The sequence below is a fragment of the Streptomyces sp. NPDC044984 genome, assembly GCF_040646935.1.
Lineage (GTDB): Bacteria > Actinomycetota > Actinomycetes > Streptomycetales > Streptomycetaceae > Streptomyces.
Genome location: NZ_JBEZBE010000011.1, coordinates 80712 through 100697, shown reverse-complemented (window position 1 = coordinate 100697; position 19986 = coordinate 80712). Strand labels below are relative to the sequence as shown.

The following is a 19986-nucleotide window of genomic DNA, read 5'->3' as shown; positions in this document are numbered from 1 at the left end:
CCCGTGACCCGTCACACGTTAGGCAGGGGACGGGCCAGCCGTCCCGAAAGATCCCGCACCTGGAGGCACAAAGCGATGTCGGTACCGCAGCTCAACGACGAGCACCGCGGTGAGGAGATCCTCGCCGTCCTCGACACCGCCTTCGGCGAGCTCCTGGCCGCCGACCCGGCCGCGTTCCGGGTGAAGTTCCGCAAGATGGCGGCCTCGGCGTTCGCCTTCTACCGCGGGACGGCGTGCCTCTTCTACCACGATCTGGACGCGGAGAAGCGGGGCGGCCCGTATCTGGACGACCGGACGTCCCGGGTGTGGATCCACGGCGATCTGCACGCGGAGAACTTCGGCACGTACATGGATTCGAACGGCCGCCTGGTCTTCAACGTCAACGACTTCGACGAGGCCTACGTCGGCCCCTTCACCTGGGACCTCAAGCGCTTCGCCGCCTCCGTGGCGCTGGTCGGCTACGCGAAGGCGCTCAGCGACGAGCAGATCACCGAGCTGGTCACGATCTACGCGACCGCCTACCGGGAGCGGATCCACGCGCTGGCCACCGGCGCGAAGAGCGACGAGGTGCCGCCGTTCACCCTGGACACCGCCCAGGGCCCGCTGCTCGACGCGCTGCGCGACGCCCGCTCGCTGACCCGGTTCGGGCTGCTGGACTCGATGACCGAGATCCGCGACTTCGAGCGCCGCTTCGCCGCCGGCGGCGGCGCGATCGAGCTGGACGCCGCCACCCGCTACAAGGTGCTCGCCGCCTTCGACGGCTATCTGGAGACGCTGCCGGACGCCTCCCTGGCCCGCCCGGACTCCTACCGGGTGAAGGACGTCGTGGGCCGCCGCGGCATCGGCATCGGCTCCGCCGGGCTGCCGTCGTACAACATCCTCCTGGAGGGCCACAGCGACGCCCTGGAGAACGACGTGGTGATCTACGTCAAGCAGGCCCAGACCCCGGCCGTCTCCCGGCACATCCCCGACCAGGCCATCCGGGACTACTTCCAGCACGAGGGGCACCGCACGGTGATCTCCCAGCGCGCCCTCCAGGCGCACGCCGACCCGTGGCTGGGCTGGACCGAGCTGGACGGCGCGGGCCAGCTGGTCGCCGAGGTCTCGCCGTACGCCGTGGACCTGGACTGGGGCGACATCGACGAGCCGGAGGAGATCGCCCAGGTCGTCGCCGACCTCGGCCGGGCCACGGCCACGATGCACGCGGCGGCGGACGACACCTCCGGCGAGTCCCTGGTGCCGTTCTCCACCGAGCGCGCCATCGACGCCGCGATCGCCGCCGACGAGGACTCCCTGGCCCCCCTCCTGGTCGACTTCGCGCACGGCTACGGCGCCCGCGCCCGCGCCGACCACCAGATCTTCCTGGACCTGTTCCGCAACGGCAGGATTCCGGGACTCTGAGGATCCGCCCGTCCACAGGGACCCTTTAGGGACCCTTTACCGGAGCACGTGACACACTCTTCACCGCCATGGACATATCCGGAACCCAGCTCAGAGCCGTACGCGCGGCGCTGTTCACGGCCGTCGTCGTGACGCTCAGCACCGCGTCGCACGTGCTGCTGTCCGGGGTTCCGCTGCCGCTGAACACGGTGGCCGCGATCGCCGCCGCCGTGTTCGGGCTGGCGTACGCCCTGGCGGGGCGGGAGCGTTCCTTCGGGCGGATCGCCGCCCTGCTGATCCCGCTGGAGCTGGCCGCCGACACCGTCTTCACCACCGGCCAGCACGTCTGCTACGGCCGGATGGGCGGTCCGGTGGCGGGCCCGCTGCGCTCCGTCGGCTTCGACGTGCTGTGCGGCGACGGCACCAGTGTGGGCGCGCCGCTCGCCCGGGCCACCGGGCACGCCGCCGAGGGCGGCGACCGGCTGGCGGCCCTGCTGGCGCAGGCCGACCCGGCGACCGCCTGGGCGCTGCTCGGCGCGCACCTCGGGGTCGGCCTGCTGGCCGCCGCCTGGCTGCGCCGCGGCGAGCGGGCGCTGGCCCAGCTGCTGGGCGCGGTGACGGCCACGACGTTCCGGCCGCTGCTGCTCGCGGTCGCCGCGGTGACCGTGCGCCGGGCCCCGGAGGTCCTCCGTCCGGCCCACCCGGTCCGCCGTACCGCCACGGTCCGGACCCTGCTCCTCGCGCACTCCCTGGGGCGTCGCGGACCGCCGTGCTCCCGCACCTTCGCCTGAGGCGACCCCGCCCCCGCGAATCCCCCGAGCACCAGCAGTCCCCCTACGTATCCCGCACACGACCGTGTGCGCGTCCCCCGTGGAGACATCACCATGAGCAAGCGGAACAGCCAGGCGGCGAAGTCGGCGGCCCGAGAGCGGCTGCGCGTGGAGCGCGAGCGCCAGGCCAAGAAGGCGAAGGTCAGGCGGCAGCTCATCGTCGCCGCCTCGATCGTCGGCGTACTGGCCGCGGCCGGCGGCATCGGCTACGCGGTCGTCCAGGCCAACCAGCCCGACCACTGGGAGTCCGCGAAGGACGCCAAGCTCGTCAAGCCGGCCAACACCAGCGGCAAGAACGGCACGACCGTCGTCATCGGCGAGTCCGACGCGAAGAAGACCCTCGAGCTGTACGAGGACCCGCGCTGCCCGGTCTGCGCCTCCTTCGAGCAGACGGTCGGCGAGACCATCGAGAAGGACGTCGAGGACGGCAAGTACAAGGTCCGCTTCATAGGCGCCTCGTTCCTCGACCGCAACCTGACCGGCGAGGGCTCCAAGAACGCCCTGAGCGCCCTGGGCGCCGCGCTGAACGTCAGCCCCGAGGCGTTCCTCGCCTACAAGGGCGCGCTCTACTCGGCCGAGTACCACCCCGAGGAGTCGGACGACAAGTTCGCGGACGACGCGTACCTGATCAAGGTCGCCAACTCGGTCGACGCCCTGAAGGACAACAAGGAGTTCCAGACGGCCGTGAAGGACGGCACCTACGACAAGTGGGCGCTGGAGATGTCCGACGTGTTCGACGACAGCGAGGCCCAGGGCACGCCGACGCTGATGATGGACGGCAAGAAGCTCACCGGCTCCGACGGCCAGAACGCGCCCATGACGGTGGACGAGTTCAACACGGCGGTCGACGCGGCCCTCAAGGCCTGAACCCTGGCCGGCTGACGGCGCGCTGAAGAGCGGGCGAACTTTCACGGGTTCGCCCGCTCTCGCGTGTACCTGTCAGTAACCTGATCGGCTGTGACCAGTCGACAGAGATCATCCGAGAGCGCCGTTCCCGCCACCGCGGACACCAACTCCCTCGCGCCGCGCCGTCGTACGGTCGTCAGGGCAGCCGCCGCCACCGCGATGCTGGCCGGACCGCTCGCCGCCGCCCCGCCCGCGCGCGCCGCGACCGCGCAGGCGCCCGCCTTCCTGCACGGCGTGGCCTCCGGCGACCCGCTGCCGGACGGCATCCTGCTGTGGACCCGGGTGACGCCGGTGCCGGAGGCGATACCCGGCTCCGGGCTCGGCCCGGACACCGAGGTGGGCTGGACCGTCGCCCGGGACAAGGCGTTCACCGACGTCGTGGCGAGGGGTTCGACGCTCGCCACCGCCGCCTCCGACCACACCGTCAAGGCGGACGTCCGCGGCCTGCGGCCGGCCACCGACTACTGGTTCCGCTTCTCCGCCGGCACCGCCGACTCGCCCGTCGCCCGCACCCGCACCGCCCCGGCCGCCGACGCCGCCGTGACCAACCTGCGCTTCGGTGTGGTCTCCTGCTCCAACTGGGAGGCCGGCCACTTCTCGGCGTACCGCCATCTCGCGGCCCGCTCCGACCTGGACGCCTGGCTGCACCTGGGCGACTACCTCTACGAATACGCCGCCGGTGAGTACGGCACCCGCGGCGGGGCCGTCCGCCCGCACACGCCCGCGCACGAGATCGTCACCCTCGCCGACTACCGCGCCCGGCACGGCCAGTACAAGACCGACCCCGACCTCCAGGCCCTGCACCACAGGGCGCCGGCCATCGCCATCTGGGACGACCACGAGATCGCCAACGACACCTGGTCGGGCGGCGCCGAGAACCACACCGAGGGCGCGGAGGGCACCTGGGCGGCCCGCCAGGCCGCCGCCAAGCAGGCCTACTTCGAGTGGATGCCGGTACGGCCCGCGATCGCCGGCACCACCTACCGCCGGCTGCGCTTCGGCAAGCTGGCCGACCTCTCGCTCCTCGACCTGCGCTCCTTCCGTTCCCAGCAGGTCTCCCTCGGCGACGGCGAGGTCGACGACCCGGACCGCACGCTCACCGGGCGCGCCCAACTGGACTGGCTGAAGGCGGGACTGACGGCGTCCGACACCACCTGGCGGCTGGTCGGCACCTCGGTGATGATCTCGCCGTTCTCGGTCGGTTCCCTCCCCGCGAGCCTGCTGAAGCCGCTGGCGAAGCTGCTGGGCCTACCGCAGGAGGGGCTCGCCCTCAACACCGACCAGTGGGACGGCTACACCGACGACCGCCGCGAACTCCTCGCCCACCTGCGCGCGAACGCGATCCGCAACACGGTCTTCCTCACCGGCGACATCCACATGGCGTGGGCCAACGACGTGCCGGTGAACGCCGGCACCTATCCGCTGTCGGCCTCCGCCGCCACGGAGTTCGTCGTCACCTCGGTCACCTCCGACAACCTCGACGACATCGTGAAGGTCCCCGAGGGCACCGTCACCGCGCTCGCCGCCCCGCTGATCCGGGCCGCCAACCGGCACGTCCACTGGGTCGACACCGACCGGCACGGCTACGGCGTGCTGGACGTCACCGCCGAGCGGGCGCAGATGGACTACTACGTGCTGTCGAGCCGTACGGAGGCGGACGCCACGTCCGCGTGGGCCCGCTCCTACCGCACCCGCAGCGGCACGCAGAAGGCCGAGCGCGCCTACGACCCCGTGTAGCCCACTCCTGGAAGGGCGATTTTCGGCCATCCCCGACCGCGGGACGGGCCGTCCAGGACAGATCGCGCCGTTACAGCGGGTGGTGTGGGCCGTGAGTCGAATCCGGACACACCACCCGCCCGGTGGCCGGATCGATGACATCGAGCTCTCGGATTCCGGGCGCCGCAACGTTTCGGTATCCGCCAGGAGCCCTCATACGTACGCTTGCCCGGATATCGTCCTTTCGCGCAGACGCCTGCTCGGTACGGCCGTCGTGGCCGGAACCCTGATGCTCACTCCCCTCTCCGCGCCCACCACCGTCGCCGCGGCCGGGACCCAGGCCACCGAATGCGCCGACGACGCCCCCGCCGCGGCCCGCAAGGCCCGTCCCGGCCACGACGAGCACGCCGCCGAGCCGAACGAGATCAGCGAGGCGCGTGCCCGGGCCATGGACGCCGACCTGCGGAACAGGCTCGACAAGCTGCGCACGGCCGGCCGGAGCACCGCGGCCGCCGCCCCGGCGACCGTCCCGGTCTACTTCCACGTCATCCACGACGGCGAGACCGGCAAGCTCGGCTCCGCGGACATCACCGCCCAGCTGGACGTCCTGAACGCCGCGTACGCCGGCCAGGGCACCGGCAACACCGACTCGGGCTTCCAGTTCACGCTGGCCGGCACCGACTACACCGACAACGCCGCCTGGTACACCGTCGGCTACGGCTCGCCGGAGGAGAGAGCGATGAGGACCACCCTGCACCAGGGCGGCGCGAACGCGCTCAACTTCTACACCGCCAACATCGGCGACGGCCTCCTCGGCTGGGCCACCTTCCCCAGCGAGGCCGGCACCACCGACGTGTGAAGGGCGCCTCACGAGGAGGCGCCCCACAAGTCGGGCCACCCAGCCCACGCAGTAGAACTCCGCGTCCACCTGCGACAAGTCGTGTCGAGACCCCATCCACAACTTCGTGACTCCGCCGCCCACTTGCGGCAGCTTCCCGCTCGGCCCACTGAGCCTCGCGGCGGTCAAGCCCTGACCGCTGCTCGAAGGAAGGCCGTCGCCCTACCGTCTTCCGCCACGCCACGCCCCGCCCCGCTTTCCGCGAAATCAGCCGAGCGCACGCGGCCCGCGACACTGGGCGTCCTACCGCGCGGTCGGCTGAACCTACTGAAGGCTGTCGAGGAAGCCGAGCGCCACCCGCCAGGTGGCCTCGGCGGCCTCCTCGTCGTAGTCCGGCAGGTCGGGGTCGGTGTAGAGGTGACCCGCCCCCGCGTACCGGTACACCTCCACGTCGGCCCCGGCCCGGCCCATCCGCAGGTACCAGGCGGTGAGCCAGTCGTCGGTCTCGAACGGGTCGGGCTCGGCGACGTGCAGCTGCACCGGCAGCTCGTCCACCGAGGCGTTCTCCGCGATGTCCGACGTGCCGTGCAGGAGCAGCAGTCCGCGGGCCTTGTCGTCGCCGAGGGCCAGCGTCTGGGCGACGGAGGCGCCGAAGGAGAACCCCGCGTACACCAGCCCCCGCTCGGAGTAGGGCGCGGCGGCCAGCACGGCCCGCTTCAGCAGCTCGTCCTTGCCGGTCTCCTCCTTGTGCGCCATGCCCTCCTCGGCCGTGTCGAACGTGCGGCCCTCGAAGAGGTCGGGCGTCCACACCTCGTGTCCGGCCGCGCGCAGCCGGTCCGCGGCCCGGCGCACCGCGGGCCGCAGGCCGTAGGTCGAGTGAAAGAGCATGATGTTCATGCCGTCCATGGTGCCAGCCCGGTGTGACGGCGCCGGATCGCGGCACTACCCGCGATCGCGCGGAAGTCACATGTTCATGCCCTCCCGGGCCGGTTAGGTTCGGGGTCATGGATGACGTGCTCCGCCCATTGATCGTGGTCGGCGGCTCGGTCGTGCTCACACTGCTGCTCGGCTGGGCCACCGACCTGCTGCTGCGCAAGGCCGACGAACGCCACCACGAGACTCCGCTGTGGGGGCTGCTGCGCCGCGGCCGGATCCCCTACCAGCTCCTGCTGTGCGCGGCCCTGCTGAGAGGGTCGTACCACGAGGCGGACCTGCTGCCGGACCACGAGGCCGCCGTCGGCCGGACCCTGACCCTGGTGCTGATCGGCTCGGCCGCCTGGTTGGCGATCCGCATCGCGGCCGCGGTCGTCGAGACCACGTACACGCGCTACGCCAGCAACCACCGCGAGCGCGACCCGGCGCGGGTCCGCCGGGTGCGCACCCAGGTGACGCTGATCCGGCGGGTGGTCTCCGCGATCGTCGGTGTGGTGGCGGCGGCCGCGATGCTGCTGACCTTCCCCGCGATGCAGGCGGCCGGGGCCTCGCTGCTGGCCTCGGCCGGCATCCTCGGCATCGTCGCCGGTGTGGCCGCCCAGTCCACCCTGAGCAACATGTTCGCCGGGCTGCAGATCGCCTTCGGTGACATGGTGCGTATCGGGGACACGGTGGTCGTGGACGGCGAGTGGGGCACCGTCGAGGAGATCACGCTGACCTTCCTCACCGTGCGCACCTGGGACGAGCGGCGGATCACCATGCCGGTGTCGTACTTCACGTCCAAGCCGTTCGAGAACTGGTCGCGCGACACGCCGCAGATGACCGGCATCGTCTTCTGGCACCTCGACCATTCGGCCCCGCTGGAGGCGATGCGCGACAAGCTCCGCGACATCCTGCGGGAGTGCCCGGCCTGGGACGGCCGCGCCTACAACCTGAACGTGACGGACAGCACACCCAGCACCATGGAGGTGCGGGCCCTGGTGACGGCCAAGGACGCGGACGACATATGGACGGTACGGGTCGAGGTCCGCGAGCAGATGATCCGCTGGCTGACCGCCGAGCACCCCTACGCGCTGCCCCGGGTCAACACGGCGGACGCGGTGCTGCCGCCGGGCCGCGACGGCCGCCGCTCCCCCAACGGCGTGCCGGCGGCCCGTCGTGCGCACAGCCATCCGAGAGAGCGCTGACCGGCGCTCAGTGACCGCGTTCGGCCCCGCCGTTGACCTGGACGATCTGGGAGGTGATGTGCGCGGCGCCCGGGGAGGCGAGCCAGTGCAGGGTCGCGGCGACGTCCCCGGGCGTTCCGGCGCGCCCGTCCAGGGTCTCCGCGACCAGCCGGGCGCGCAGTTCCTCGTCGATGCCGTCGCCGAAGAAGGCGGTGTCCTCGATGTAGCCGGGGGCGACCACGTTCACGGTGATGCCGTGCGGGCCCAGTCTCCGGGCCAGGTCGTGGGCGTACGGGTGCAGCCCGGCCTTGGCCGCCGCGTACGCCACCTGTCCGTGGCCCCGGTAGGCGGCGATGGAGCCGATGAACAGCACGCGCCCGCCGGGTTCGGCGAGCCGGGTCCGCAGGGCCTCGGTGAGCAGGGCGGCGGTCAGCAGGTTGAGCCGGAAGTTGACCGTCCAGGAACGGGCGACGGCGTCGAGCGGGTCGTCGCCGCCGGCCGGAGGCTCGAGGAGCCCGTTGCCCCCGGCGCTGTGGATCAGCACGTCCACCGCGCCGAGCTCCCGTCCCACGAAGCCGGCGACCCCGCGCACCGCTCCGGGGTCCGCGAGATCGGCGGCGTACGTCAGCGCGTCCGGCACCTTCGCCCGCTCCAGCACATCCCCACGCCGGCCGAGCAGCAGCACCCGGTCCCCGTCGGCGGCGAACACCCGTGCGGCGGCGAGCCCGATCCCGGTACCGCCCCCACTGATCACAACATTCCGGTTCATGACGGCACTTTACGAACGAAAAGCCACCAACGGTGCCAAGCGCCCACGGGAAACGCCCACTTCCCGACCAACTGAAACGGACGGTGCGCGGGTGGGAGCCCCCGAAGCGTCAGCGCAGGCTGCGGACGTCCAGATGCCGCAGCACCCGGTCCACGACCGCCGGATCCGCCCCCGGCTCACTCCGCGCCGCGATCACCTCGTGTCGCGCCGCGCTCAGCATCTCCCGCTGGATCGCCCGCACCCGCTTCAGCCGCCGTGCCCGCTGCCGGTGCGCCTCCCGCCGCTCGTCGTCCGCGAGGTCGGGGCTGATCCGCACCCCGATGTCGAAGGCGCTGCGCAGCATCTGCTCGGACAGTTCCTCCGGCAGCTCCTCGGTCTCCTCGATCTCGCGCAGCCTGCGCTTCGCCGCCCTGGCCGCGCGGACCGCCAGGTCGTGCTCGAACCGTTTCTCCCGCCCGCTGTCGGCCCGCACTCCCAGCCGCCCCACCAGCCACGGCAGACTCAGTCCTTGCACCAGCAGGGTCGCCATGATCACGCCGAACGCGATGAAGACGATCTCGCCCCGGCCGGGAAAGTCACCTCCGGAGTCGGTCTCCAACGGAATCGCCAGCGCCAGCGCGGCGGAGGCCACCCCGCGCATCCCGGACCACCACATCACCACGGTCTCGCGCCAGCTCACCGGGATCTCCTCGGCGGTGTCCCGCGCGGCGTGCAGCCGTTTCGTCAGCCAGGTCGCCGGCAGCAGCCACAGCAGCCGCACCAGGACCACCACGCCCACGATCACCGCCGCCCAGCCGAGCAGCTCGCCCCAGTGGCCGGCCGCGGTCCGCACCGCGTTGTGCAGTTCGAGCCCGACCAGCCCGAACGCGACCCCGGTGACCAGGGTGTCGACGACGTCCCAGAAGGTGTGCCCGGCGAGCCGGGTCATGACGTCGTCGGCGTCGGTGGCGTACTCGACGAGGAACAGCGCGGTGGTGAGGACGGCGAGCACGCCCGAGCCGTGCAGTTCCTCGGCCAGGACGTAGGAGGCGTACGGCACGAGCAGGCTCAGCCCGATCTGCAGGGTCGCGTCCCCGAGCAGATCCATCAGCTTGTTCGCGCCCCAGCCCAGCGCGAGCCCGACCGCCACCGCCACCACGGCCGACAGCACCAGGTCGAGCCCGGCCTCCCAGACCGAGAAGCCGCCGCTCACGGCGGCGGCGATCGCCACGTTGTAGAGGACGATGGCCGTGACGTCGTTGAAGAGCCCCTCGCCCTCCAGGATCGACACCAGCCGGCGCGGCAGCCCCAGCTTCCCGGCGACGGCGGTCGCCGCGACCGGGTCGGGCGGCGCGACCAGCGCGCCGAGGGCGAAGGCTGCGGCGAGCGGCAGTCCCGGCACGATCGCATGGGCGACGGCGGCCACGCACAGCATGGTGACGAGGACCAGCGCCACCGCGAGCAGCAGGATCGGTCTGACGTTCGCCGCAAACTGCCGCCAGGAGGTCCGTCGTACGGCGGCGTACAGCAGGGGCGGCAGCAGCAGCGGGAGGATCAGGTCGGGCGGGATGTCGACGTTCGGCACGAACTCCAGCAGCGCCAGCACGGCCCCGAGGACCGTCATCAGCACCGGTGCCGGCAGCCCCAGCCGCTCCCCGACCGGGACGCTCACCACGGCCCCGAGCAGCAGGGCGAACAGCAGGGTCAACTGGTCCACGGTCACGGCTCCCGGCGGATCGACGAGCGGCGGGCGGATCTCCACCCTGCCACGCCGACGCCCTCACCAGGCCGTTCGCGGCCCCGGCTACAGGACGCGCCGCATGGCCCGGTGCGGTATCCCCGCGTCCGGGAACTCGGGCCCGTACGCCTCGTAGCCCAGCCGCTCGTAGAAACCGAGGGCGTGCGTCTGCGCGTGCAGGTCGACGGCGGTGAGGCCCCGCGCGCGGGCCGCCTCCTCGATGGCCCGCACCAGCGCCGCCCCGGCCCCGAGGCCCCGCGCCCGGCGCGTCACCGCGAGCCGGCCGAGCGAGCCGACCGCCGGGTCGCCGCCGTTCTTCGCCGCGGCGGCCTCGCCGTGCAGCAGGCGTCCGGTGCCGAGGGGGGTGCCGTCCTCCGCGACCGCCAGCACATGGACGGCGTCGGCGTCGTAGGCGTCGTACTCGATGTCCTCGGGGACGCCCTGCTCGGCGACGAAGACCTCCTTGCGGACCGCGAAGCACGCCTCGCGGTCGGCGGCCTCCTCCGCCACGCGGACCACGAAGGCGGCGCTCATGCGTAGGTCTCCTCGCGGACCTGGTCCAGCGCCTGCTGCAGGTCGTCCGGGTAGTCGCAGGAGAACTCCACCCACTGTCCGTCACCGGGGTGCTCGAAGCCGAGGCGTACGGCGTGCAGCCACTGGCGGGTCAGCCGGAGCCGCTTGGCCAGCGTGGGGTCGGCGCCGTAGGTCAGGTCGCCGACGCAGGGGTGCCGGTGGGCGGCCATGTGGACGCGGATCTGGTGGGTGCGGCCGGTCTCCAGCTTGACGTCGAGGAGGGAGGCGGCGCGGAAGGCCTCGATGAGGTCGTAGTGCGTGACGGACGGCTTGCCCTCGGCGGTGACCGCCCACTTGTAGTCGTGCTGCGGGTGACGGCCGATGGGGGCGTCGATGGTGCCGCTGGTGGGGTCGGGGTGGCCCTGGACGAGCGTGTGGTAGCGCTTGTCGACCGTGCGCTCCTTGAACTGGCGCTTCAGCGACGTGTACGCGTACTCCGACTTGGCGACGACCATGAGGCCGGAGGTGCCGACGTCGAGGCGGTGCACGATGCCCTGGCGCTCGGCGGCGCCGGAGGTCGAGATGCGGTACCCGGCGGCGGCGAGGCCGCCGATCACGGTCGGGCCGGACCAGCCCGGCGAGGGGTGGGCGGCGACGCCGACGGGCTTGACGATCACGACCACGTCATCGTCGTCGTGCACGATCTCCATGCCCTCGACCGGCTCGGCGACCACCTGCACCGGTGCGGGCGCCTGCGGCATCTCCACCTCGAGCCAGGCGCCGCCGCTGACCCGCTCGGACTTGCCGACCACCGATCCGTCGACCGTGACCTTCCCCGCCGCGGCGAGCTCGGCCGCCTTGGTGCGGGAGAAGCCGAACATGCGGGAGATGGCGGCGTCGACGCGCTCGCCCTCCAGGCCGTCGGGCACGGGCAGGGTACGGATCTCGGGAATCGTGCTCACCCGTCGAGTATGCCGGACGGGTCCGACAACCCCGTAGGCGCGTTCAGTCCTTGTGGACGGTGCCGTCCGGGTCGAGGCCGCGGAACGACAGCAGCACGATCAGGATGCCGCCGCACACGATCGCCGAGTCCGCCAGGTTGAACACGGCGAAGTGCTTGGGCGCGATGAAGTCGACCACCGCGCCCTCGAAGACGCCCGGCGAGCGGAAGATCCGGTCGGTGAGGTTGCCGAGGGCGCCGCCGAGCAGCAGGCCCAGCGCGATCGCCCACGGCAGGCTGTGGAGCTTGCGGGCGAGGCGGATGATCACCACGATCACGGCCGCGGCGATCACCGTGAAGATCACGGTGAAGGCCTCGCCGAAGCCGAAGGCCGCGCCCGCGTTGCGGATCGCCTCGAACCTCAGCCAGTCCCCGATGATCTCGATGGGCTCGTGGTGCTCCAACTTGGCGACCACGATCATCTTGCTGATCAGATCGAGGGCGTACGCGAACGCGGCGACGGCGAACAGCACGGCGACCCGCCGCTTGCCGCGGGGCCCCGTGGCCTCCGCCTCCGCCGCCGCCCCCTCGGTGCCGGCCCGCTCCTGCTCCTCCCGGTCCGCGTCCGGGGTGTCCGGCGTACCGATGATGCGCTCCGCCTCTGCCACGTGAGTCCCTCAACCTAGGTACCTGACTGAAGGACGAGGGTACGGCACGCCCCGCGCGGCCGCCGATCAGTACCGGCGCTCCTGCTTCTGCTTGCACTCGACGCACAGGGTGGCCCGGGGAAAGGCCTGCATACGGGCCTTTCCGATGGGATTGCCGCAGTTCTCGCACAGGCCGTAGGTGCCGGCGTCGAGCCGCTGGAGGGCGTGCTCGAACTGGCCGAGCATCTCGCGCGCGTTCGCGGCGAGCGCGAGTTCGTGCTCGCGCGTGATGTTCTTGGTGCCGGTGTCGGCGTCGTCGTCGCCCGCGCCGTCACCGGAGTCCCGCATCAGGCCGGCCAGCGACTGCTCGGAGGAGGCGATCTCCTCGCGCAGCCGCAGCACCTCGGACGTCAGCTCGGCCCGCGCCTCCTGGGCCTCCTCCGGAGTCCAGGGCTCCTCGCCCGGACGTACCGCGAGGTCGCCCGGGCCCGCCGTGCCGATCCGGGCCTTGGGTACGGGGCTCTTCGCCGCCGTGGCCGTGCCAGGAGTCTTCTTCGCACCCACCGTCGTCACTCCCGTCTGCGCCGCGGCATCCGCCGCGCCCGCGTCATCGGCCGTGCTGTGCCCGGCCACATCCTGTACGGGCCCACTGGCCCCGGCGGCGCCGCTCCCCGAGCGACCCGCCTCCGGGGACCCCGCGGGAACCGCCCCCGGGGCGGCCCCCTTCCCCGGCGCCTCACCGGCCGCCTTCCCGCGGCCCCTCTCCCCGGCCACGGACGGCTTCCCGGGCGCGGACGCCTTCTCGGCGGCCGCTTCCCCGGCCGCCTTCCGCGCGGGTGCCCCCTTCACCGAGGCGTCCTCCGCCACCGCCTTCCGCCCCGACACCTTCCCCGCCGGCGGCTCCTTCACCGACGCCTTCCCCGCCGGCGGCTTCTTCGCCGACGCGTCCTTCGCCACCGTCTTCCGCCCCGACGCTTTCCCTGCCGACGTCTCCCCCGCGGGCGGCTTCTTCGCCGACGTCTCCTCGGCGGGCGCGGCCCCGGCCGCCGTCCCCCGCGCGGTGGCCTCGTCGGCGGGTTCCTTCCTGGCCGTGGCCTTCTTGACCGACGCCTTCTTCACGGGTGACCCGGCGGGCAGCCCGGTCGCCACCGTCACGCCGTCGTGAGCCGTGCGCGCCCCCGCCTCCTCGGCGGCGCCCGCCGCCTTCTTCGCCCTCCTCCTCGCCGCCGCCGCCTCGGCAGGCGCCCTCTCCCTGGCCCCGCCGCCATGAGCGGGTCCGGGCCTGCCGGACGGTGCCGGCTGCTGTACGGCGGTCTTCTTCGCCACCATGGCCGCGGCCCCTTCACATATTGTGATCTTGCACGCGAATCGCTCTGGGACGATAAATCGACTCGAGTCCCGCGGCAACGGGGCACACCGCCCGATTCCCTCGCCCCGCGGGCGCCGCGCGGCGAACCTGCATGCGTTGTGCCCAGCTCCCCGCCGGGTATGCCGCCGACATGGACGTCCCCGGGATCCGAACGGGCGCACCTCGCCATTCGAGGTACGCCGGGTCGTACGGCGAGCGGAAATCCGGTCGGCCGCCGTCCGCTCCGCGCCGTACACTGGGCGGAGCGAAAAGCGTGGATGGGGACGAGTAGCGGCGTACGCAGCCCAGAGCGACCCGGGGACGGTGTGAGCCCGGGGGCGAGCGCGACGTGAAGATCACCCCGGAGCCGCCGGAAGAAACCCCTGCCCGGGGCGGTAGAACCGGCATCGCGACCCAATGAGCGGGCTCACCGGCGCACACGGCGCACCGGGGGGCCAAGGAGGGTGGTACCGCGGGAGCGCGCCGACGGCGGCGCAGGGATCGACACAGCTCTCGTCCCTCCGGACGGAAGGCAGCAAGTCCGCCGGAGGAAGCCCGCTGATGACAACGCCGACGTACCGCCAGGTACCCGCCCAGGTCGACCTGCCCGCCCTCGAGCACGCGGTGCTCGACTTCTGGCGCGAGCAGAAGATCTTCGCCAAGAGCCTGGAGCAGTCCGAGGGACGCCCCGAATGGGTGTTCTACGAGGGTCCGCCCACCGCCAACGGCATGCCCGGCGCCCACCACATCGAGGCCCGCGTCTTCAAGGACGTCTTCCCCCGCTTCCGCACCATGCGCGGCTACCACGTGGCCCGCAAGGCCGGCTGGGACTGCCACGGCCTCCCGGTGGAGCTGGCCGTCGAGAAGGAGCTCGGCTTCTCCGGCAAGCAGGACATCGAGGCGTACGGCATCGCCGAGTTCAACGCCAGGTGCCGCGAGTCGGTGACCCGCCACACCGACGCCTTCACCGAGCTGACGACCCGCATGGGCTACTGGGTCGACCTCGACGACGCCTACCGCACCATGGACCCGGAGTACGTCGAGTCCGTCTGGTGGTCGCTGAAGGAGATCTTCGACAAGGGCCTGCTGGTCCAGGACCACCGTGTCGCCCCCTGGTGCCCCCGCTGCGGCACCGGCCTGTCCGACCACGAGCTGGCACAGGGCTACGAGACGGTCGTCGACCCGTCCGTCTACGTCCGCTTCCCGCTCACCTCCGGCCCGCTGGCCGGCGAGGCGGCGCTGGTGGTGTGGACGACCACGCCGTGGACCCTGGTGTCCAACACGGCGGTCGCCGCCCACCCCGAGGTCACCTACGTCGTCGCCACGAACGGCGAGGAGAAGCTCGTCGTCGCCGAACCGCTGCTCGCCAAGGCCCTCGGCGAGGGCTGGGAGGCCACCGGCCGGTCCTTCACCGGCGCCGAGATGGAGCGCTGGACGTACCGGCGCCCCTTCGAGCTCGTGGACTTCCCGGAGCCGGCCCACTACGTGGTGAACGCCGACTACGTCACCACCGAGGACGGCACCGGCCTCGTCCACCAGTCCCCCGCCTTCGGTGAGGACGACCTCAAGGTCTGCCGCTCCTACGGCCTGCCGGTGGTCAACCCGGTCCGCCCCGACGGCACCTTCGAGGAGGACGTCCCCCTGGTCGGCGGCGTCTTCTTCAAGAAGGCCGACGAGAAGCTCACCGCGGACCTCGACGAGCGCGGCCTGCTCTTCAAACACATCCCGTACGAGCACAGCTACCCGCACTGCTGGCGCTGCCACACCGCGCTGCTCTACTACGCGCAGCCGTCCTGGTACATCCGCACCACGGCCGTCAAGGACCGCCTGCTCCAGGAGAACGAGAAGACCAACTGGTTCCCGGACTCCGTCAAGCACGGCCGGTTCGGCGACTGGCTGAACAACAACATCGACTGGGCGCTGTCCCGCAACCGCTACTGGGGCACCCCGCTGCCGATCTGGCGCTGCGAGGACGACCACCTCACGGTCGTCGGCTCCCGCGCGGAGCTGACCGAGCTGACCGGCACCGACCAGTCCGGGCTCGACCCGCACCGCCCGTACATCGACGAGGTCACCTTCGGCTGCCGCCACGACGGCTGCGGGAAGACGGCCACGCGCGTGCCGGAGGTCATCGACGCCTGGTACGACTCGGGCTCGATGCCGTTCGCGCAGTGGGGCTACCCGTACAAGAACAAGGAGCTGTTCGAGAGCCGGTACCCGGCGCAGTTCATCTCCGAGGCCATCGACCAGACCCGCGGCTGGTTCTACACGCTGATGGCGGTCGGCACCCTGGTCTTCGACAAGTCGTCGTACGAGAACGTCGTCTGCCTCGGTCACATCCTCGCCGAGGACGGCCGCAAGATGTCCAAGCACCTGGGCAACATCCTGCAGCCGATCCCGCTGATGGACCAGCACGGCGCCGACGCGGTCCGCTGGTTCATGGCGGCCGGCGGTTCCCCGTGGGCGGCCCGCCGGGTGGGCCACGGCACCATCCAGGAGGTCGTCCGCAAGACGCTGCTGACGTACTGGAACACGGTCGCCTTCCAGGCCCTGTACGCCCGTACGTCGAACTGGGCGCCGAGCGAGGCCGACCCGGCCCCGGCCGACCGCCCGGTCCTCGACCGCTGGCTGCTCTCCGAACTGCACGCGCTCACCGACCAAGTGACCCAGGCGCTGGAGGGCTACGACACCCAGCGCGCCGGCAAGCTGCTGTCCGCGTTCGTCGACGACCTGTCGAACTGGTACGTCCGCCGCTCCCGGCGCCGCTTCTGGCAGGGCGACAAGGCCGCGCTGCGCACGCTGCACGAGGTCGTCGAGACCGTGACGAAGCTCATGGCGCCGCTGACCCCGTTCATCACCGAGCGGGTCTGGCAGGACCTGATCGTCCCGGTCGCCCCGGGCGCCCCGGAGTCGGTGCACCTGTCCTCGTGGCCGGAGGCGGACCTGTCCGCGATCGACCCGGAGCTGTCGAAGCAGATGGTGCTGGTGCGGCGGCTCGTGGAGCTGGGCCGGGCCACGCGCGCGGAGTCCGGCGTGAAGACCCGCCAGCCGCTGAAGCGCGCGCTGATCGCGGCGGGCGGCTTCGCGGCCCTCGACCCGGAGCTGCACGCGCAGATCACCGAGGAGCTGAACGTCGAGTCCTTGGCGTCCCTGTCCGAGGTGGGTGGCTCGCTGGTGGACACCACGGCGAAGGCCAACTTCCGCGCGCTGGGCAAGCGGTTCGGCAAGCGGGTCCAGGACGTCGCCAAGGCCGTGGCGAACGCGGACGCGGCAGCGCTGTCCCTGGCGCTGCGCGAGGGGACGGCCTCGGTGGAGGTCGACGGTGAGACGGTCACCCTCGCCCCGGACGAGGTGATCATCACGGAGACCCCGCGCGAGGGCTGGTCGGTGGCGTCCGACGCCGGTGCCACGGTCGCCCTGGACCTGGAGATCACGGAGGAGCTGCGCCGTGCGGGCCTGGCCCGCGACGCCATCCGCCTGATCCAGGAGGCCCGCAAGAACAGCGGCCTGGACGTGGCCGACCGGATCGCCCTGCGCTGGACGGCCACGGACGCCGCGACCGTCGCGGCCCTGACCGGCCACTCCACGCTGATCGCCGACGAGGTCCTCGCCACGGACTTCGCCCAGGGCACGGCGGACGACACGTACGGGGACGCCTTCACCGACGAGGGCCTGTCGCTGACGTTCCGCCTGCGGAAGGCGTAAGGCTCCCGGCACGGCCTGCCTCGCGGACGGGGAGGTACGGAGCGACGCCGAAGGCCCGGCCCACCAAAAAATCTTGGTGGGCCGGGCCTTCGGCGTTGCGTGCGTCGGACACCCCGGGCAAGTCCGAACAAACACCACAAAACCCGTGAACACGCGTAGCACGAGGGCGGGCCCCGGGTTCGTGAACCCGGGGCCCGCCCTGAACGCTGCCGACTGCTACGCCGTACTCATGACCGAAGGGCCGTCAGTTGTCGTCCTCGTCGATCAGGAAGCCGCGCATCGGCGAGGGAGCCTGACCCATCGGCGACGGGCCCTGCGGACGCACCGGCGCCATGGGCTGGGTCATCGCCGGCTGCATCTGCTGCTGACCGCCGCCGTAGGACGGACCGCCCTGACCGCCACCCATCGTCTGGTTGCCGCCGTAGGACGGCGCACCGGCACCGGCCGGAGCCATCGAGGGCGCCGGGGACGGCGGCAGCGACGGCGCGGCACTCGCGGGCTGACGCGGCGGGGCGAGCGAGTCGTCCGCCTGCGTCTCCAGCTGGCGCAGCTGCGACTCCAGGTAGGACTTCAGCCGCGTGCGGTACTCGCGCTCGAAGCCGCGCAGGTCCTCGACCTTGCGCTCCAGCGTGGCGCGGGCGGACTCCAGGGAGCCCATCGCGACGCGGTGCTTCTCCTGCGCGTCCCGCTCCAGGGCGTCCGCCTTGGCGCGGGCGTCCCGCTCGAGACCCTCGGCACGCGAACGCGCCTCGCCCACGATCTTGTTGGCCTCGGAACGGGCCTCCGCGATCGCCTGGTCGGCGGTCTGCTGTGCCAGCGACAGGACGCGCGCGGCGCTGTCGCCACCGGGGCCGCCCTGACCGGGCATCCCGGGACCGCCCTGGCCGGGCATCCCGGGGCCACCCTGGCCGGGCATTCCGGGACCGCCCATGGGACCGCCCATGGGGCCGCCCATCGGGCCACCGGGGCCCATCTGCCCCTGCATCGGGCCCTGCCCCATCGGGCCGCCCTGGCCCATCGGCCCGGGACCCTGACCCATGGGGCCGGGACCCTGCGGGCCGCCCTGTCCGCCGGGGCCGGCGGGCAGCTGAGGAGCACCGCTCGGCAGCTGGGGCGGACCACCCATGGGGCCACCCATCTGCTGCTGCGGCGGGCCCGATATGCCGGCGGGCACCGGAGCGCCGGGACCTCGCATGCCCTGCTGGGGCATGCCCTGGGGCGGTCCCTGCTGTTGCTGCTGCTGGTCCTGCGGCTCGGGGGGCTTGCGCATGTTCTGCTGGTTCTGGGCAGCAGCGCGCGTGGCCGCGGCCAGCTTGGCGCGCAGGTCCTCGTTCTCGCGGAGCAGGCGCGTCAGTTCGGCTTCGACCTCGTCGAGGAAGGCATCGACCTCGTCCTCGTCATAGCCTTCTCGGAGGCGGACGGTCGTGAACTGCTTGTTCCGCACGTCCTCGGGGGTCAACGGCATCTCTTCACCTCAACGTAGTCATCGGCAGTCGGCAAGACCGTATCGTCCACAGTCACCTCGCGAGATTGCCCACGATTGAGATCAGGATGTAGACGATGATCATCAGTACGAAGAAGGACAGGTCTAGCGCCACGCCCCCGAGACGCAGCGGCGGGATGACCCGCCGCAGAAGCTTCAGCGGTGGATCGGTGACAGTGTAGGTGGCCTCCAGGACGACCACCATCGCCTTGCCGGGTTGCCACGAGCGGGCGAACTGGAACACGTAATCCATGACCAAACGGAAGATCAGCACGATGAGGAACACCATCAGCGCGATGTAGATCACCTGCGCGAACACGCTCATGGCCTGCTTTTCCCTCTCCCCTGTACCGCTCTTCGTCCGGTCCTGCGTCTCAGCTCTGGTTGAAGAACCCGCCCTCTGCGATGCGGGCCTTGTCCTCCGCCGTGACATCGACGTTAGCAGGCGACAACAAGAACACCTTCTGCGTCACCCGCTCAATGCTGCCGTGAAGACCAAACACCAAACCGGCCGCAAAGTCGACAAGTCGCTTCGCGTCTGTGTCGTCCATCTCAGTCAGATTCATGATCACCGGCGTACCTTCACGGAAGTGTTCCCCGATGGTACGGGCCTCGTTGTAGGTCCGGGGGTGAAGTGTGGTGATCCGGTAAGGCTCTCGTTCCGACACGACCTTGGGCATGATCACCGGTGCGTTCTTCTCCAGGCTTGCGCGTTCTTGTGTGATGGATGCCACGGGCGCGATCCGCGCCGGGCGTGGCGATTCCGCGGGGAGCGAAGCGGATCGGGCGATCGGTTCGCGCGGCGCGGGAGGATGGACGACTCGCACCTCTTCGTCCCTTTGGGGCTGGTGTGAGATATGTGCCTGGTGGGACGGTTCGTGCCGCCGGTGGTCCCGCTCGGGCTCCGGGTCGAGTTCGGGTTCAAAGTCGTCGTCTGGGTCGAATCCGCGGCCGTCGTACCCATCGTCCTCCACGAGGCCGAGGTAGACCGCCATCTTGCGCATCGCGCCGGCCATGCTCCGAGTCCTCCGCTCTGTGGTGGATCTGCTGACGACCGCCGAGTGCCCGCGATCCACTAGGTCTTTACGTCCGCTG

General features: G+C 71.6%; 18 protein-coding genes. 8 read left to right on the top strand and 10 right to left on the bottom strand.

Annotation, left to right across the window (positions count from 1 at the left end):
* Positions 1 to 75: 75 nt before the first annotated feature.
* The 5 genes from AB0A94_RS14545 to AB0A94_RS14525 all read left to right on the top strand — a co-directional run bounded on the left by AB0A94_RS14545 (position 76) and on the right by AB0A94_RS14525 (position 5691).
* Positions 76 to 1401 (top strand): DUF2252 domain-containing protein, encoded by a 1326-nt coding sequence (locus tag AB0A94_RS14545; protein ID WP_361743980.1) that lies wholly within the window; start codon positions 76 to 78, stop codon positions 1399 to 1401.
* Positions 1402 to 1469: 68 nt separating this feature from the next.
* Complete coding sequence (locus AB0A94_RS14540; protein WP_361743977.1) at positions 1470 to 2171, top strand: hypothetical protein; 702 nt, start codon at positions 1470 to 1472, stop codon at positions 2169 to 2171.
* Between the two features lie 93 nt (positions 2172 to 2264).
* Positions 2265 to 3077 (top strand): DsbA family protein, encoded by an 813-nt coding sequence (locus AB0A94_RS14535; protein ID WP_361743975.1) that lies wholly within the window; start codon positions 2265 to 2267, stop codon positions 3075 to 3077.
* A 90-nt stretch (positions 3078 to 3167) separates the two neighbouring features.
* Positions 3168 to 4853: an alkaline phosphatase D family protein gene (locus AB0A94_RS14530; RefSeq protein ID WP_361743972.1), complete on the top strand. Its 1686-nt coding sequence runs from the start codon at positions 3168 to 3170 to the stop codon at positions 4851 to 4853.
* 268 nt (positions 4854 to 5121) lie between these two features.
* Positions 5122 to 5691, top strand: a complete 570-nt coding sequence (locus AB0A94_RS14525) for a hypothetical protein (protein WP_361743969.1) — start codon at positions 5122 to 5124, stop codon at positions 5689 to 5691.
* A 303-nt stretch (positions 5692 to 5994) separates the two neighbouring features.
* Here AB0A94_RS14525 and AB0A94_RS14520 read toward each other — a convergent pair whose 3' ends face one another.
* Complete coding sequence (locus AB0A94_RS14520) at positions 5995 to 6567, bottom strand: dienelactone hydrolase family protein (protein ID WP_361743966.1); 573 nt, start codon at positions 6565 to 6567, stop codon at positions 5995 to 5997.
* 107 nt (positions 6568 to 6674) lie between these two features.
* Here AB0A94_RS14520 and AB0A94_RS14515 point away from each other — a divergent pair, with 107 nt between their 5' ends.
* The gene (locus AB0A94_RS14515) at positions 6675 to 7790 is read left to right on the top strand and encodes a mechanosensitive ion channel domain-containing protein (RefSeq protein WP_361743963.1); all 1116 of its coding nucleotides are present in this window, start codon (positions 6675 to 6677) and stop codon (positions 7788 to 7790) included.
* A gap of 7 nt (positions 7791 to 7797) precedes the next feature.
* Here AB0A94_RS14515 and AB0A94_RS14510 read toward each other — a convergent pair whose 3' ends face one another.
* The 6 genes from AB0A94_RS14510 to AB0A94_RS14485 form a co-directional block, all read right to left on the bottom strand.
* A complete protein-coding gene (locus tag AB0A94_RS14510; protein WP_361743960.1) occupies positions 7798 to 8538 on the bottom strand; it encodes an SDR family oxidoreductase in 741 nt (246 codons plus the stop codon).
* Positions 8539 to 8647: 109 nt separating this feature from the next.
* The gene (locus AB0A94_RS14505; protein ID WP_361743957.1) at positions 8648 to 10234 is read right to left on the bottom strand and encodes a Na+/H+ antiporter; all 1587 of its coding nucleotides are present in this window, start codon (positions 10232 to 10234) and stop codon (positions 8648 to 8650) included.
* Between the two features lie 87 nt (positions 10235 to 10321).
* Positions 10322 to 10789, bottom strand: a complete 468-nt coding sequence (locus tag AB0A94_RS14500; RefSeq protein ID WP_361743954.1) for a GNAT family N-acetyltransferase — start codon at positions 10787 to 10789, stop codon at positions 10322 to 10324.
* Entirely contained in the window at positions 10786 to 11730 is a 945-nt protein-coding gene (locus AB0A94_RS14495) for an RluA family pseudouridine synthase (RefSeq protein WP_361743951.1), read from the bottom strand. Before AB0A94_RS14495 ends, AB0A94_RS14500 begins: the two co-directional genes overlap by 4 nt.
* Positions 11731 to 11773: 43 nt before the next feature.
* A complete protein-coding gene (gene lspA, locus AB0A94_RS14490; RefSeq protein WP_361743948.1) occupies positions 11774 to 12376 on the bottom strand; it encodes a signal peptidase II in 603 nt (200 codons plus the stop codon).
* A 66-nt stretch (positions 12377 to 12442) separates the two neighbouring features.
* Entirely contained in the window at positions 12443 to 12919 is a 477-nt protein-coding gene (locus AB0A94_RS14485) for a TraR/DksA C4-type zinc finger protein (RefSeq protein WP_361743945.1), read from the bottom strand.
* Here AB0A94_RS14485 and AB0A94_RS14480 point away from each other — a divergent pair.
* Positions 12888 to 13520, top strand: coding sequence for a hypothetical protein (locus AB0A94_RS14480; protein WP_361743942.1), 633 nt, complete (start codon positions 12888 to 12890; stop codon positions 13518 to 13520). The genes AB0A94_RS14485 and AB0A94_RS14480 overlap by 32 nt on opposite strands.
* A 744-nt stretch (positions 13521 to 14264) precedes the next feature.
* A complete protein-coding gene (gene ileS / locus AB0A94_RS14475; protein ID WP_361743940.1) occupies positions 14265 to 17408 on the top strand; it encodes an isoleucine--tRNA ligase in 3144 nt (1047 codons plus the stop codon).
* A 244-nt stretch (positions 17409 to 17652) separates the two neighbouring features.
* Here the strand turns inward: ileS and AB0A94_RS14470 are convergent, their stop codons facing one another.
* Genes AB0A94_RS14470 through sepF form a run of 3 tightly spaced genes read right to left on the bottom strand, consistent with a single transcriptional unit; the run spans position 17653 to position 19907 of the window.
* Positions 17653 to 18873, bottom strand: coding sequence for a DivIVA domain-containing protein (locus AB0A94_RS14470; RefSeq protein WP_361743937.1), 1221 nt, complete (start codon positions 18871 to 18873; stop codon positions 17653 to 17655).
* 52 nt (positions 18874 to 18925) lie between these two features.
* Positions 18926 to 19216 (bottom strand): YggT family protein, encoded by a 291-nt coding sequence (locus tag AB0A94_RS14465; protein WP_217136548.1) that lies wholly within the window; start codon positions 19214 to 19216, stop codon positions 18926 to 18928.
* Positions 19217 to 19265: 49 nt separating this feature from the next.
* Positions 19266 to 19907, bottom strand: a complete 642-nt coding sequence (gene sepF, locus AB0A94_RS14460; RefSeq protein ID WP_361743934.1) for a cell division protein SepF — start codon at positions 19905 to 19907, stop codon at positions 19266 to 19268.
* Positions 19908 to 19986: the final 79 nt, after the last annotated feature.